General features: G+C 69.4%; 13 protein-coding genes. 9 read left to right on the top strand and 4 right to left on the bottom strand.

Annotated features, from left to right (window positions below; all coding sequences use genetic code 11):
• The first annotated feature begins 267 nt into the window (after window positions 1–267).
• The 3 genes from J2X65_RS07625 to J2X65_RS07635 all read left to right on the top strand — a co-directional run bounded on the left by J2X65_RS07625 (window position 268) and on the right by J2X65_RS07635 (window position 5,244).
• Complete coding sequence (locus tag J2X65_RS07625; protein WP_310199908.1) at window positions 268–915, top strand: thiamine phosphate synthase; 648 nt, start codon at window positions 268–270, stop codon at window positions 913–915.
• Window positions 915–1,967 carry a tetratricopeptide repeat protein gene (locus tag J2X65_RS07630; protein WP_310199910.1) on the top strand — a complete coding sequence of 351 codons (1,053 nt, stop codon included), beginning with the start codon at window positions 915–917 and terminating at the stop codon, window positions 1,965–1,967. Before J2X65_RS07625 ends, J2X65_RS07630 begins: the two co-directional genes overlap by 1 nt.
• 211 nt (window positions 1,968–2,178) lie before the next feature.
• The gene (locus J2X65_RS07635; RefSeq protein ID WP_310200081.1) at window positions 2,179–5,244 is read left to right on the top strand and encodes an EAL domain-containing protein; all 3,066 of its coding nucleotides are present in this window, start codon (window positions 2,179–2,181) and stop codon (window positions 5,242–5,244) included.
• A gap of 93 nt (window positions 5,245–5,337) precedes the next feature.
• On the opposite strand, the gene J2X65_RS07640 is transcribed toward J2X65_RS07635, so the two are convergent.
• On the bottom strand, window positions 5,338–5,964 hold the full coding sequence (locus J2X65_RS07640; protein ID WP_310199912.1) for a YqgE/AlgH family protein: 627 nt from the start codon (window positions 5,962–5,964) through the stop codon (window positions 5,338–5,340).
• 140 nt (window positions 5,965–6,104) lie between these two features.
• Between J2X65_RS07640 and J2X65_RS07645 the strand changes: the two genes are divergently transcribed.
• Window positions 6,105–6,962: a protein-disulfide reductase DsbD domain-containing protein gene (locus tag J2X65_RS07645; RefSeq protein ID WP_310199914.1), complete on the top strand. Its 858-nt coding sequence runs from the start codon at window positions 6,105–6,107 to the stop codon at window positions 6,960–6,962.
• A gap of 130 nt (window positions 6,963–7,092) precedes the next feature.
• Window positions 7,093–7,578 (top strand): peroxiredoxin, encoded by a 486-nt coding sequence (locus J2X65_RS07650; RefSeq protein WP_310199916.1) that lies wholly within the window; start codon window positions 7,093–7,095, stop codon window positions 7,576–7,578.
• Window positions 7,579–7,628: 50 nt separating this feature from the next.
• Here the strand turns inward: J2X65_RS07650 and J2X65_RS07655 are convergent, their stop codons facing one another.
• The gene (locus J2X65_RS07655) at window positions 7,629–7,835 is read right to left on the bottom strand and encodes a DUF465 domain-containing protein (protein WP_310199918.1); all 207 of its coding nucleotides are present in this window, start codon (window positions 7,833–7,835) and stop codon (window positions 7,629–7,631) included.
• On the opposite strand from J2X65_RS07655, the gene J2X65_RS07660 reads away from it, so the two are divergent.
• The 3 genes from J2X65_RS07660 to J2X65_RS07670 all read left to right on the top strand — a co-directional run bounded on the left by J2X65_RS07660 (window position 7,776) and on the right by J2X65_RS07670 (window position 10,463).
• Entirely contained in the window at window positions 7,776–8,036 is a 261-nt protein-coding gene (locus J2X65_RS07660) for a hypothetical protein (protein WP_310200090.1), read from the top strand. The genes J2X65_RS07655 and J2X65_RS07660 overlap by 60 nt on opposite strands.
• Window positions 8,037–8,071: 35 nt before the next feature.
• Window positions 8,072–8,242, top strand: a complete 171-nt coding sequence (locus tag J2X65_RS07665; RefSeq protein ID WP_213362922.1) for a YdcH family protein — start codon at window positions 8,072–8,074, stop codon at window positions 8,240–8,242.
• Window positions 8,243–8,519: 277 nt separating this feature from the next.
• On the top strand, window positions 8,520–10,463 hold the full coding sequence (locus J2X65_RS07670) for a propionyl-CoA synthetase (protein WP_310199920.1): 1,944 nt from the start codon (window positions 8,520–8,522) through the stop codon (window positions 10,461–10,463).
• A gap of 13 nt (window positions 10,464–10,476) precedes the next feature.
• On the opposite strand, the gene J2X65_RS07675 is transcribed toward J2X65_RS07670, so the two are convergent.
• Entirely contained in the window at window positions 10,477–11,193 is a 717-nt protein-coding gene (locus J2X65_RS07675) for a Type 1 glutamine amidotransferase-like domain-containing protein (protein ID WP_310199922.1), read from the bottom strand.
• 143 nt (window positions 11,194–11,336) lie between these two features.
• Entirely contained in the window at window positions 11,337–12,044 is a 708-nt protein-coding gene (locus J2X65_RS07680) for a cell cycle transcriptional regulator TrcR (RefSeq protein WP_310199924.1), read from the bottom strand.
• A gap of 387 nt (window positions 12,045–12,431) precedes the next feature.
• On the opposite strand from J2X65_RS07680, the gene ispH reads away from it, so the two are divergent.
• On the top strand, window positions 12,432–13,427 hold the full coding sequence (gene ispH, locus J2X65_RS07685; RefSeq protein ID WP_310199926.1) for a 4-hydroxy-3-methylbut-2-enyl diphosphate reductase: 996 nt from the start codon (window positions 12,432–12,434) through the stop codon (window positions 13,425–13,427).
• Window positions 13,428–13,455 lie beyond the last annotated feature (28 nt).

The following is a 13,455-nucleotide window of genomic DNA, read 5'->3' on the forward strand; positions in this document are numbered from 1 at the left end:
TGCGGCGAGCTGCGGCAGCCATTGCTTAGCATCGCCCGCGCACGCCCGCGACGGAAAAGCGCAACATGACAAACCCGTGTCGGCGCTGGTGAATTGTCCCTCGCGCCGCGCATGGCCGGCACGGCCGGGCACGGGCGCGCGACCGGCGGGACCGCGCCTCCGGCGAAATCGTTTCAATTTCCCCGGAAGTTGTTCTAGGACTCGGCGCCGGCCGATCGCGCGCGTTTCGGCCGTGCTTTCGCCGCCATCCTGCGACATGGCTCGATCATGGCCCGATCCGAAAACAAAACCGTCCCGCTGGCCCCGCGCCTTTATCTGCTGCTGCCTCCCCTCGCCGGCCATGCCGAGACCGGGGCGGAGCACCTGACGGCCGTGCTGCGCGACGTGACGGCGGCGACCGATCTCGCCGCCGTGCTGATCCGTCCCGGCGAGGCCGGCGCCGGCGAGCTGCGCGGCCTCGTCGCCGCCGGCCAGGAGGCGGGCGCCGCCTGCCTGATCGACGGCAACGCCGCGCTCGCCGCCGCCACCGGCGCCGACGGCGTGCACGCCACCGGTCTCGCGGCGCTGAAGGGTGCCCTCGCCGCCGTGCGGCCGGACGGCATTGCCGGCGTCGGCGATCTGAAGAACAAGCACGACGCCATGAGCGCCGGCGAGAGCGGCGCCGATTACGTGATGTTCGGCGAAGCCGACGCCCAGGGACGCCGCCCGCCCTTCGACAGCACGCGCGAGCGCGTGCAGTGGTGGGCGGAGATCTTCGAGACGCCCTGCGTCGCCTATGCCCGCTCGCTGGAGGAAGTCGACGCGCTGGTCGCCGCCGGCGCCGACTTCATCGCCGTGGACACCCTGCTTCTCGACGATACCGCCGACGCCGCCCGCAGCCTCGCCAGCCGGCTCGTGCCGGCGGGAGCCGGCTGATGCCGGCGCGCCACGTCACCGGCGCCGTCGCGGCGATCCTCGCTCTCGCCGCCGCGGGCGGTTTCGCACGCGGCCAGACCTCTGCGGAGACCGCATCGCCGGGGACCCCACCGCAGCAGGCCGCGCCGCAAACCGCCGGTTCGCAAGCCGCCCCACCGCAGGCCGTCGTATCGCAGGCCGGGAGCCCGCCGAACAGGAAGGGCGCGCCGCTCGACGCCGCCTATGGCGCCTTCCAACGCGGCGACTATGCCGCGGCGCTGAAACTGGCAGTCGAGCGGGCGAACAGCGCCCAGGACCCGGTCGCCATGGTGCTGGCGGCGGAGATTCTGTCGCAAGGCTACGGCGTGGTCGAGGACCGCGCCGCCGCCCGCCAGTGGTACGAGGCCGCCGCCGCCAAGGGCAATGCCGACGCCCAGTTCGCCCTCGCCGCGCTGAAGCTCAAGGAAGCCGGCAACAACGCCCAGACCAAGAGCGAGGCGCTGCCGCTGCTGCGGGCCGCTGCCGAGCAGGGCCACCCGCTCGCCTGCTACAATCTCGGCCTGCTCTATCTCGAGGGCGAGGCGGCGCCGAAGGAGCCGAGCCTGGCGGCCGAATGGTTCCGCAAGGCGGCCGACCAGGACGAGCCGGATGCGCTCTATGCCCTCGCCATCCTCTATCGCGAGGGCCGCGGCGTGCCGCGCGACGCCATCGAATCGGCGCGGCTGCTGCAGCGCGCCGACGAGATCGGCCATGTCGTCGCCACCACGGAATATGCCATTGCGGTGTTCAACGGCTTCGGCATGCCCAAGGACGAGGAGCGCGCCGCCGAGCTGTTCCGCAAGGCGGCGCTGGCCGGCAACGCCATCGCCCAGAACCGCTATGCCCGCATGCTCTCGGCCGGGCGCGGCATCAATCAGGACAAGCCGCTCGCCGCCGCCTGGTACAAGGTCGCGCAGTCGCAGGGCGGGGGCAAGGATGCCGAACTCGACAAGATGATCGCCACGCTGACGCCCGAGGAACGGGGCAAGGCGGAGGCGATCCTGCGCAAATGGGCGGGCGGCACCTCGGGCTGATCCGCCCGCGGCGCCGGCCCGGCTTCCCCTGCGTGCCGCAGCCGGCTGCCTTGCCCCGGCCGTCACACGCCGCTACTCATCGTGGCGCATCGCGCTCGCAAGGCGCGCCGCGCAGCCTCAGGAGACCCCGTTTTTGGCCATTGCCCGTCGACTGGTGCCTCGCGCCCTCATCCACTCGCTCGTCGCGTTCCTGCTGGCGCTGGTGCCGGCGATGACGCTGGCGCCGGGCGCGGCGCGTGCGCTCGATGCGGTGGCGATCCGGCTCGACGCGCCGGTGATCGACCTCGCGCCGGCGATCGAGCGGCACGACACCGAGGGCAACAGCATCCCGGTCTCCACCGTGCCGGGAGCCGACGGCATCGTGCGCCGCTTCGAGGTGCGCGCCGTCGCCCCGACTCCCAATGGCAGCAAATGGGCGGTGTTCGCGCTCGCCAACAACACCGACGAGCAGGTCGACCGGCTGATCGTCGCACCGCATTACCGCATGGTCGGCTCCGGCGTGTTCTGGCCCGACCTCGGCAATCGCCGCATCCTCAACCTGACCCCCAGCCAGGGCTTCCGCCCGGAACTGCAGAGCGCCTCGGACGCCGACGTCTATCTCGTCACCCTCGATCCCGGCACCACGGTGACGCTGGTCGCCGAGCTCACCGACGGCAACCTGCCGCAACTGCACCTGTGGGAGCCCGAGACCTTCAAGGACAAGGTCAACTCCTTCACCCTGTATAACGGCATCGTGATCGGCATTGCCGGCCTGCTCGCGCTGTTCCTCACCATCCTGTTCGTGGTGAAGGGCAGCGCGATGTTCCCGGCCGCGGCGCTGCTGGCCTGGGCGGTGCTCGGCTATATCGGCCTTGATTTCGGCTTCTGGTCGAAGGTGTTCGGCATCTCGCCGCTCGCCCAGCAGTTCTGGCGCGCCGCCGGCGAGGCGATCCTCGCCGCCACGCTGGTGGTGTTCCTGTTCGCTTATCTCAATCTCAACCGCTGGCATGTGCGCTACATGCACATCACCGCCGGCTGGCTGGTGTTCCTCGTCGCGCTGGTCGGCCTTGCGCTGCTCGACCCCTCCGCGGCGGCCGGCATTGCCCGCCCCTCGCTGCTGGTGGTCTCGGTGATGGGCTTCGCCGTGGTGATGTGGCTGTCGCTGCACCGCTACGACCGCGCGGTGCTGATCATCCCGACGCTGTTCCTGCTGATGGTGTGGGTGATCACCGCCGGCATGGCCGTCTCCGGGCGCATCGGCAACGACCTCGTCGCCCCGGCCCTGCTCGGCGGCCTGGTGCTGATCGTCATGCTCATCGGCTTCACGGTGATGCAGCACGCCTTCGCCGGCATCGGCTCGGTGGCCGGCAGCGCCCAGGAGCTGGAGCGCCGGGCGCTGGCGGTGGCCGGCTCCGGCGACATCGTGTGGGACTGGGACGTCGATGCCGACCGCATCCATGTCAGCCCGGAAGCCGAGCAATTGCTCGGCCTGAAGGCCGGCGCCCTCGACACCGAGGCGACCGGCTGGCTGGAGATCATCCACCCCGGCGACCGCGACCGCTTCCGCGCCACCCTCGATGGCCTGCTCGACCAGCGGCGCGGGCGCATCGACCAGGATTTCCGCCTGCGCTCGAAGGACGGCCACTATCTGTGGTTCAACCTGCGCGCCCGGCCGGTGGTGGGCACCGACGGCGAGGTGGTGCGCTGCATCGGCACGCTCTCCGACGTCACCGACAGCCGCACCGCCGAGGAGCGCATGCTGCACGACGCGGTGCATGACAATCTCACCGGATTGCCGAACCGCGAATTGTTCCTCGACCGGCTCGCCTCGGCGATCGGCTTCGCGCGCTCGGACGAGACGCTGAAACCGACCATCATGCTGGTCGATCTCGACCGCTTCAAACAGGTGAATGCCAGCCTCGGCATGCCCGCCGGCGATTCCATCCTGCTCACCGTGGCGCGGCGGCTGATGCGGCTCGCCAAGCAGCAGGACACCCTCGCCCGGCTCGGCGGCGATCATTTCGCGCTGATCCTGATGAGCGAGCGCGACCCCGAGCGGGTCACCGCCTTCGCCGACACGCTGCGCCGCACGCTGCGCGCGCCGATCACCTTCGGCGACCGCGAGATTTTCATCACCGCCTCCATCGGCCTGCTGCTCGCCGACAGCCAGAAGCGCACGCCGCAGGAGATGCTGAAGGATGCCGAGCTGGCGATGTATTTCGCCAAGCGGGTCGGCGGCGACCGCATCGAGGTGTTCCGTCCCTCGATGCGCACCCAGAAGCTCGACCGGATGACGCTGGAGAGCGACCTGCGTTCGGCGCTGGAAAAGGGCGAGATCGGTGTGGTCTACCGGCCGATCATGGACCTGGCGACTCGGACCATCGCCGGCTTCGAGGTGTCGACGCGCTGGCAGCACCCGACGCTCGGCACGCTCTCCCCCGACGACTTCATGACGCTGGCCGAGGATTCCGGCCTGGTCGTCGATATCGGCCTGTTCGTGCTCGACGCGGCGGCGCGGCAGCTCGGCGCCTGGCAGCGGGCGATGCGCGGCGACCCGATCTTCGTCACCGTCGACATCTCGTCGCGGCAGATGCTGCGGCACGATCTTCTGCAGGACCTCAAGGCCATCCTCGCCCGCAACGTGGTGGCGCCCGGCACGCTGAAGCTGGAGCTCTCCGAATCGCTCGCCATGGAAAACCCGGAATATGCGGCGCAGATTCTTTTGCGCATGCGCGAACTCGGCGCCGGGCTCACGCTGGACGATTTCGGCACCGGCTATTCCTCGCTGGCCTATCTCCAGCGCTTCCCCTTCGACACCATCAAGGTCGACCGCACCTTCATCAAAGCGCTGGGGCGCAACGGCAACAAGGCGCAGCGGCCGATCATCCTGCGCACCATCGTCACCATGGCGCATGATCTCGGCATGGAGATCGTCGCGGAGGGGGTGGAGTCGGAGGCCTCCGCCACCGCGCTGGCCAAGCTCGGCTGCCGTTACGGCCAGGGGCCGCTGTTCGGCGAGGTCGTGTCGGCGGAAGAAGCGCGCCGGCTGCTGCAGCCCGAAGCCTCGCCGACCTCGTTGCTCGAGCGCGGCCGGCTGCTGCGTCGCGGCGGCAAGCCGGATGCCAAACCGGCCGGACAGACCAATGGCAATGGCAGCAGCAATGGCAATGGCGACGCCGCCAGCCGGCCCGCTGCCGGACCGCTGCCTCGCCCGGCGCCCGCCCGCCCGGCGGCAGCGCCCGCCGCTCCGGCCCGCCCGGCCGATTCTTCCGGCGACGCGCCCGCCAAGGCGTCCTGACCGTCCCGCTCCGGCCCACGACATCACGGTCGGGACGACTTCCGGCGCAAGGTCGGTTTTCGACCGCGCAGGGAACGAGGCGGGCTCGCCGCCTCAGGCGTGGCCGGCCTCGGTGGAGAGCATGCCGGGATCGATGCCGAGCTTGCGCAGCGCCCGCTCATATTTTCCGGCCGCATCGGTGCCGAACACCAGCGAGGCGTCCGCCGGGCAGTTGAGCCAGCCGTTCTGCTGGATCTCGTTTTCCAGCTGCCCCGGCGCCCAGCCGGCATAGCCGAGCGCCAGCACCGCGCTGTGCGGTCCGCCGCCGCCGGCGATCGCCTTCAGAATGTCGAGGGTGGCGGTGAGGCAGATGCCGCTGTCGATGGGCAGCGTCGAATCCTGGATGAAGAAATCCGAGGAATGCAGCACGAAGCCCCGCCCGGTCTCCACCGGCCCGCCCTTCAGCACCGTCACTTCGCCGGCGGCGCGCGGCAGGTGGATGCGCTCCTCCTCCGGCACCACGTCGAGCTGCACCAGGAGGTCGCGGAAGCTGATATGGCTGGCCGGCTGGTTGACGATGATGCCCATCGCGCCCTCGGGCGAATGGGCGCACATATAGATCACCGCGCGAGCGAAGCGCTCGTCGCGCATGCCGGGCATGGCCACCAGCAGCTGTCCATCGAGGAAGCTGGTGTCCGTGGGACGGTCGTCGCCGCCCTTGTCCTTCTGGCCGATCCACATGCAGGGAAGCCTAGTCCCGACCCGCGGTTTTTCAAGTCCGCTGCGGCACCCGGCAGCACCTGTCCGCCGGGCCTCACATGAAATTGCGGGAGCGCCGGCTTTCCGTCGGTCGCGCGACGGGCTATCGGCTGGATATGTTCATGCATTCCCGCCTCGCCGCCCCGCTTCTCGCCGCTCCCTTCGTGGTCGCGCTGTGCCTGCCCTCGGCGCGGGCGGCGGAGGAATCGCCATGGTCGGCGCCGGAAGGCACCGCGGTGCGGCTGGTCGCCGGCGCCCGCGAAGGGGCGGTTCACCGCGCCGGCGTCGAGATCCGGCTGGCGTCGGGCTGGAAGACCTATTGGCGCTATCCCGGCGATGCCGGCATCCCGCCGCAGTTCAATTGGAGCGATTCCGACAATGTCGAACGGGTGGAGATCGACTGGCCGGCGCCACTCCGCTTCGATGAAGGCGGCGCCACCTCGATCGGCTACAAGCACGACGTGATCCTGCCGCTGCGGGTCGTGCCGAAGGACCCCGGCCAGCCGGTACGGCTCGATCTCGCGCTCGATTTCGCGGTGTGCTCGACCATCTGCCAGCCGGCGAGCGCCAGCGTCGCGCTCGACATCCCCGCCGCCGGCGCCGCCCCGACCTCGCCGGCGCTGGAGAACGCCGCCGCGCAGGTGCCGCGGCCGATCGGCATGGGCGCTTCCGGCGCGCCGTCCATCGAGGAGGCCCGGCTGGAAGGCACGGGCGACAAGGCCCGCATCCGGGTGACCGCCCGCCTTGCCGATCCCGCCGCCGGCGATCTGTTCGTCGAGGGCCCCAACGAGGACTGGGCATTGCCGCTGCCCGAGCGCCAGCCGGGCGCCGATGGCCGCACCGTCTTCGTGCTGCCGGTCGAAGGCGTGCCGAAGGGGACCAGCCTCGCCGACAGCCCGCTGCGCTTCACCCTCGTCGACGGCAAGGGTGCCGGCCCGGCGCGGGCGGTGGAGACGACGGCGCGACTTTCCGCCCCCTGAAAACACTTTCCGTGCGATGGGAACCGATTATGCTACCGGCGCCGCGCCGGGGCCGCGCCAGATCCGCTCCGCCGGAACCGCCTCGCGCGGCGCAGCTGTGTCATATGACGTCCGTTGAAAGGAACTCCCCATGACGATCAAGGTCGGCGACAGCCTGCCGAGCGCCACCTTCCGCGTCGCCACCGCGGACGGCCCGGTGCCGAAGTCCACCGAGGAAATCTTCAAGAACAAGAAGGTCGTGCTGTTCGCGGTGCCGGGCGCCTTCACCCCCACCTGCCACAAGAACCACCTGCCGAGCTTCATCGCCCGCGCCGACGAGATCTTCGCCAAGGGCGTCAGCACCATCGCGGTGACCGCGGTGAACGACCCCTTCGTGATGGAGGCCTGGGAGAAGGCCTCCGGCTCCACCGGCAAGATCCTGTTCCTCTCCGACGGCAATGGCGAGTTCGCCAAGGCGCTGGGCCTCGACTTCGACGCTTCCGCCGCCGGGCTCGGCCTGCGCTCCAAGCGCTACTCGATGCTGGTCGATGACGGCGAGGTGCTGATCCTCAATGTCGAGCCGGTGCCGAGCAAGGCCGACACCACCAATGCCGACGTGCTGCTGACCCAGTTCTGATCCCGCCGCACCTGCCCTCCCCCGGCGGCAACGCGGCCGGGGGAACCGCCTCAGGCGATGATGTCGGGCAGGATCTGGTCCTCGACGAAGCCGATGCGGTCCTTGAGCGACAGCTTGCGCTTCTTCAGCCGGGCAAGCTGCAGCTGGTCGCAGCCGGGAATCGACTGCAACGCCTCGATCGCGCTGTCGAGATCGCGATGTTCCTGTCGCAGGCGCTCGAGGAGCGCCTGCAGCTCGCGTTCCTCATCCGCCGTCATCTGTGCCAAAACGCCGACCCGCAACCCGATTCGTTTTATCGCGCCATGTCGCGCCGGGCGATTATCACCGTGGTTGCCGCTTGCCGCAATACACCCACCGACGGCCATCCTCCGCACGAGCCGCGCCTCCCGCACCGCACCGGTATGCTGCGGCGCAGCGCATCGTTTCGTCGACAGCGCCGGACTTCGGTGACAGACTGATGACGTTCCTAATCCAGACAGGGAGATCACAGTCCATGTCCATGCAGGCGCATGTTGCGGAACTCGAAAGGCGCCACCAAGCGCTCGACAGGGAACTAAAGGCCGAAATGGCCCATCCGGCATCCAGCGAGTCGAGAATAGCGGAACTCAAGCGGCGCAAGCTGCACCTCAAAGACGAAATCACCCGGTTGAAGACGGTGCATTAGCGGGTTCGAACATGGCAGGCCGATCTATCGCGGGCTTGTGAACCGCCAGCCCCATATCTCAGGCCAAGCGCTGTGGATCAATGCGTGGAAGGTACAGCGTCTTTCGCCGCCGGCCCCAGGGCCGGCGGTTCGCGTTTCGCGGCATTCACGTCGGCCGCCCGTGAGGTCGACCAAGGTCGTAAGCATTTCAGCGTTCTTGCAGGCGAGGCCCGCCACCGGTTTCCTTGACGAAAATACCTCGAAGAAAAAAACCATCGGTTTCAGGGAGACGCCGAACATGACCACCTCCGCCCCCGCCGCGGCGGCCGCCGGCTATGGTGCCGTCCAGGCCGCCGCACTGAACGACCCCAAGCGGTTCTGGAGCCAGGCGGCCAAGGCGATCGACTGGATCGCCCCGCCGCGTCAGGTGTTCGATCCCGGGCTCGGCGCCTATGGGCGCTGGTTCGTCGGCGGCCTCACCAATGTCTGCCACAATGCCATCGACCGCCATGTCGACGCCGGGCGCGGGCCGCAGCCGGCGATCTTCTACGACAGCCCGGTCACCGGTACCCAGCGCAGCGTCACCTATGCCGAGATGCTGGCCGAGACCCGCACGCTCGGCGCCATGCTGCGCGACCTCGGCGTCGAGAAGGGCGACCGGGTCGTCATCTACATGCCGATGGTGCCGGAAGCGGTGATCGCCATGCTGGCCTGCGCCCGCATCGGCGCCGTGCATTCGGTGGTGTTCGGCGGTTTCGCGGCGGCGGAACTGGCCGGCCGCATCGACGACGCCCGGCCCAAGGTGGTGCTCGCCGCCTCCTGCGGCGTCGAGCCAAGTCGCTTCGTGCCCTACAAGCCGCTGCTCGACCTCGCGCTCACCATGACCCGGCACCAGCCGCAGGCCTGCGTCGTCCTGCAGCGCCCGCAGCTGGAGGCGACGCTCAGGCCCGGCCGCGACCATGACTGGGCGAAGCTGCGCGAAAAGGCGGCCGCCGGCGGGCGCGGCGTCGATTGCGTGCCGATGGGCGCCACCGACCCGCTCTACATCCTCTATACCTCCGGCACCACCGGCAAGCCGAAGGGCGTGGTGCGCGACACCGGCGGCTACATGGTGGCGCTGCGCTGGTCGATGGAGGGCCTCTACGGGGTGAAGCCGGGCGAGGTGTTCTGGTCGGCCTCCGACATCGGCTGGGTGGTCGGCCATTCCTACATCGTCTATGCGCCGCTGATCACCGGCTGCACCACCGTGCTCTATGAGGGCAAACCGGTCGGCACCCCCGATGCCGGCGCGTTCTGGCGGGTGATCGAGGACTACAAGGTGTCGGCGCTGTTCACCGCCCCGACCGCGCTGCGCGCCATCAAGAAGGAAGACCCGAACGGCAGGCTGATCGGCAGCTACGATCTCTCCAGCCTGCGCGCCCTGTTCCTTGCCGGCGAGCGCGCCGACCCGGACACGGTGACGTGGGCGGCCGCGAAGCTCGGCGTGCCGGTGATCGACCACTGGTGGCAGACCGAGACCGGCTGGGCGATCGCCGGCAATCCGATGGGCCTCGGCCTGATGCCGGTGAAGCCGGGCTCCACCGGCGTGCCGATGCCCGGCTACCGGATCGACATCCTCGACGAGGGCGGCCATCCGGTCGCCGACGGCAAGATGGGCTCGATCGCCATCAAGCTGCCCTTGCCCCCCGGCTGCCTGCCGACGCTGTGGCGGCAGGACGAGCGCTTCGTCGAGAGCTACCTCGCGGAGTTCCCCGGCTACTACAAGACCGCCGATGCCGGCTTCCGGGACGCCGACGGCTACCTGTTCATCATGGGCCGCACCGACGACATCATCAATGTCGCCGGCCACCGGCTGTCCACCGGCGGCATGGAGGAGGTGCTGGCCGGCCATCCCGACGTCGCCGAATGCGCGGTGATCGGCGTGCATGACGAGCTGAAGGGCGAGGTGCCCTGCGGCTTCGTGGTGCTGAAATCGGGAGTCGAGCGGGCGCCGAACGAGATCGAGGCGGAGATCGTCGCGCTGGTGCGCGAGCGCATCGGCCCGGTCGCGGCGTTCCGCATCGCCATCACCGTGCCGCGGCTGCCCAAGACCCGCTCCGGCAAGATCCTGCGCGGCACCATGAAGAAGATCGCCGACGCCGCGCCCTGGAACATGCCGGCCACTATCGACGATCCGGCGGTGCTGGACGAGATCGCCGCGGTGCTCAAGCAGCGCGGGCATGTGAAGCCGAGCGCCGCGTGAGGTCGGCGGATAGCTACGCCGGCTCGATTATCCATCCGGGCAGCGTGACCCGGCCGGCGGCGACGATTTCGCCGCCGGCGACCCACACGGATGCGCCGATGCAGGCGATCCTCTCGCCGCTCACCACCAGACCATCGCCGTCCCGGCAGGCGAAGATCGGGTACGGCGTCGCCCGGCTATAGCGGAGCAGCGCCGGCAGATGGCGCGCATCCGCATCGAGATGCGGCAAGAACTCGAACGGCACGAGGCCGAGCGCCGCGCCGTCGGCGACATCCTCCGGCCGGCCGCCGGAAAACAGCGAGTCGGCGGCGATGGTCGGGGTCATCAGCAGCGCGCCGGCGCTGGTGCCGATCAGCATGCCGCCGGCGAGCGCCCAGTCGCGCAGCGGATCGATCAGCCCGGCCTTGCGCAGCCGCCGCAGGAAACCACCGGTATTCCCGCCCGACAGATGAATGGCGTCGCAGGCGAACAGCGCCTCACGCTCGGCCGCGTCGGCGAGCGGATCGTGGAAAAGCGCGAGATCAAGGCCGAGGCGGGCATAATGGGCTTGCCGCTGCATGTAAAAGCGCCGGTCGGGCTCCGGGCCGGACGGGATATAGCCGATGCGCCGGCCGGCGGCGCGCGCGGTCAGGAGCGCCAGCAACCGCGTATCGACGGCAGCGTTGGCGGGGACGATCTGGTCGCTGTAGAGCACGAGATTGAGCCGGGCGCCGGCCGCATCGATGATCATGACCCTGTTGTCCCGGCAATGAAAAAGCCGCCGGAGGCGGCGGCTTCATCGTAAGCGATTTCGGCGTCCATGGCCGGAAGCACGACCGAACGCCTGACGGGCGGCGGGAACGCCGGCCCGTCAGGCAAGGGCGAGCGGGACGCTCACTCCTCCTCGCCGCTCTCGCTCTTGCGCGAGCCGCCGAGCTTGGCGAACACGGTTTCGAGGTCGAGCGAATCTTCCTTCGGCTTGCGCGGGGCGGTGAAGCCTTCGTCATGCGGCGCGTGCGAGGTGGTGACCTCGGCCGGCAGCAGCGTGGCGCCGTCGCCGGCAACCACCGCCGGGCGGTCCTTGGAGGAGCGCTGCACCTCGATGTCGAGGTCGATCTGCGAGCACAGGCCGAGCGTCACCGGGTCCATCGGCGTCAGGTTCTGCGCATTCCAGTGGGTGCGCTCCTTGATCGACTCGATGGTGGTCTTGGTGGTGCCGACCAGCCGCATCACCTGGCTGTCCTTCAACTCCGGGTGATTGCGCAGCAGCCAGAGAATGGCGTTCGGCCGGTCCTGGCGCTTCGACACCGGGGTGTAGCGCGGGCCGCGGCGGCGCTTGGGCTCCGGCAGGCGGACCTTGGATTCGAGCAGCTTGAGCCGGTAGTTCGGGTTCTTCTCGGCGCGCTCGATCTCCTCGCGCGACAGCTGGCCGGAGGAGACCGGGTCGAGGCCCTTGATGCCCTGCGCCACTTCGCCATCGGCGATGCCCTTCACCTCAAGCACGTGCAGCTTGCAGAAATCGGCGATCTGATCGAACGTCAGCGCGGTGTTCTCCACCAGCCACACGGCGGTGGCTTTCGGCATAAGAGGGGCGTTCGCCATGGGGCGCGTCTCCTGTAAATGGCTTTCGGCCAGTAAACTTTGGGCCAGTAAACGTCGCATATGCGGGTCCGCTCGCTCCGCCACCCCCTCGGGGGCGGAGCCTCGGACCGTCTCGCGATGACCGGGATGCCGCGAATATAGGCCCGCCGGCCCGCGCGTGCAAATCCAAAGACGGCAGTAAAGGAGGACGGGCCGTGATCGCGGGCGGTCTTCGCCGTCCGATCCCGCCATGCCGCGCCGGCGATGGTGCCGGCACCTACCGGGGCGGCGCGCTTGACACTGCGGGTCGCTCCACCCATGAGGAAGCGGAGCCGGATTTTTCCGGCCTCCGTTCAGACATTCGCCGCCGCCGCGCCCCGGCGCGATGGCTCCGTGACGGAACCCGCGATGAGCGCCATCGACACCACCGCCGAGAAGCCGGCCCTCCGCGTCCTGCTCTGCGCCCCGCGCGGCTTCTGCGCCGGCGTGGTGCGGGCCATCGATGCGGTGGAACGCGCGCTGGTGCTCCATGGGCCGCCCGTCTATGTGCGGCACGAGATCGTCCATAACAAATATGTCGTCGAAGGGCTGAAGGCGAAGGGCGCCGTCTTCGTCGAGGAACTCGACGAAATCCCCGCCGACACCACCGCCCCGGTGATCTTCTCCGCCCATGGCGTGGCGAAATCGGTACCGCTGGAGGCGGCGGCGCGCAATTTCTACGCCATCGACGCCACCTGCCCGCTGGTGACCAAGGTGCATCGCGAGGCCACCGTGCACTACAAAAAGGGGCGCGAGGTGGTGCTGATCGGCCATGCCGGCCATCCGGAAGTCATCGGCACCATGGGCCAGCTGCCCGAGGGCGCGGTGACGCTGATCGAGACCGCCGAGCAGGCGCAGAGCTTCACCCCGCGCGATCCGACCAATCTCGCCTATACCACTCAGACCACGCTTTCCATCGACGATACCGCCGCCATCGTCGACATTCTGCGCGCCCGCTTCCCGGCGATGACCGCCCCGCACAAGGAAGACATCTGCTACGCCACCACCAACCGCCAGGAAGCGGTGAAGAAGGTGGCGCCGCATGTCGACGCGATGATCGTGGTCGGCGCGCCGAATTCATCGAACTCGCAGCGCCTGCGCGAAGCCGGCGAACGCGCCGGCTGTCGCGTCGCGGTACTGGTGCAGCGGGCGAGCGAGATCGACTGGGCCCTGTTCGATGGCATCACCTCGCTGGCGGTCACGGCCGGCGCCTCGGCGCCGGAAATCCTCGTCGAGGAAATCATCGACGCCTTCGCCGCGCGTTTCGCCGTCAAGGTGGAGACGGTGCACACGGTGGAGGAGGACGTGTTCTTCCCGCTGCCCCGGCAGTTGCGGCCCGATATACCGGACGCCGCCGCCGAATAGCCGCCGGTCCTCCCTCCCCCCTTCCGTC

Source organism: Ancylobacter sp. 3268, assembly GCF_031456575.1.
Taxonomy (GTDB): domain Bacteria; phylum Pseudomonadota; class Alphaproteobacteria; order Rhizobiales; family Xanthobacteraceae; genus Ancylobacter.

What these genes read in the sequence shown, in the direction of transcription:
- J2X65_RS07675 (WP_310199922.1), bottom strand. Translation starts at nt 11,193, where the DNA reads ATGATCATCGATGCGGCCGGCGCCCGGCTCAATCTCGTGCTCTACAGC.
- J2X65_RS07670 (WP_310199920.1), top strand. Translation starts at nt 8,520, where the DNA reads ATGACCACCTCCGCCCCCGCCGCGGCGGCCGCCGGCTATGGTGCCGTC.
- J2X65_RS07655 (WP_310199918.1), bottom strand. Translation starts at nt 7,835, where the DNA reads ATGACGGCGGATGAGGAACGCGAGCTGCAGGCGCTCCTCGAGCGCCTG.
- J2X65_RS07660 (WP_310200090.1), top strand. Translation starts at nt 7,776, where the DNA reads ATGTTCCTGTCGCAGGCGCTCGAGGAGCGCCTGCAGCTCGCGTTCCTC.
- J2X65_RS07630 (WP_310199910.1), top strand. Translation starts at nt 915, where the DNA reads ATGCCGGCGCGCCACGTCACCGGCGCCGTCGCGGCGATCCTCGCTCTC.
- J2X65_RS07650 (WP_310199916.1), top strand. Translation starts at nt 7,093, where the DNA reads ATGACGATCAAGGTCGGCGACAGCCTGCCGAGCGCCACCTTCCGCGTC.
- ispH (WP_310199926.1), top strand. Translation starts at nt 12,432, where the DNA reads ATGAGCGCCATCGACACCACCGCCGAGAAGCCGGCCCTCCGCGTCCTG.
- J2X65_RS07625 (WP_310199908.1), top strand. Translation starts at nt 268, where the DNA reads ATGGCCCGATCCGAAAACAAAACCGTCCCGCTGGCCCCGCGCCTTTAT.
- J2X65_RS07665 (WP_213362922.1), top strand. Translation starts at nt 8,072, where the DNA reads ATGTCCATGCAGGCGCATGTTGCGGAACTCGAAAGGCGCCACCAAGCG.
- J2X65_RS07640 (WP_310199912.1), bottom strand. Translation starts at nt 5,964, where the DNA reads ATGTGGATCGGCCAGAAGGACAAGGGCGGCGACGACCGTCCCACGGAC.
- J2X65_RS07680 (WP_310199924.1), bottom strand. Translation starts at nt 12,044, where the DNA reads ATGGCGAACGCCCCTCTTATGCCGAAAGCCACCGCCGTGTGGCTGGTG.
- J2X65_RS07635 (WP_310200081.1), top strand. Translation starts at nt 2,179, where the DNA reads ATGACGCTGGCGCCGGGCGCGGCGCGTGCGCTCGATGCGGTGGCGATC.
- J2X65_RS07645 (WP_310199914.1), top strand. Translation starts at nt 6,105, where the DNA reads ATGCATTCCCGCCTCGCCGCCCCGCTTCTCGCCGCTCCCTTCGTGGTC.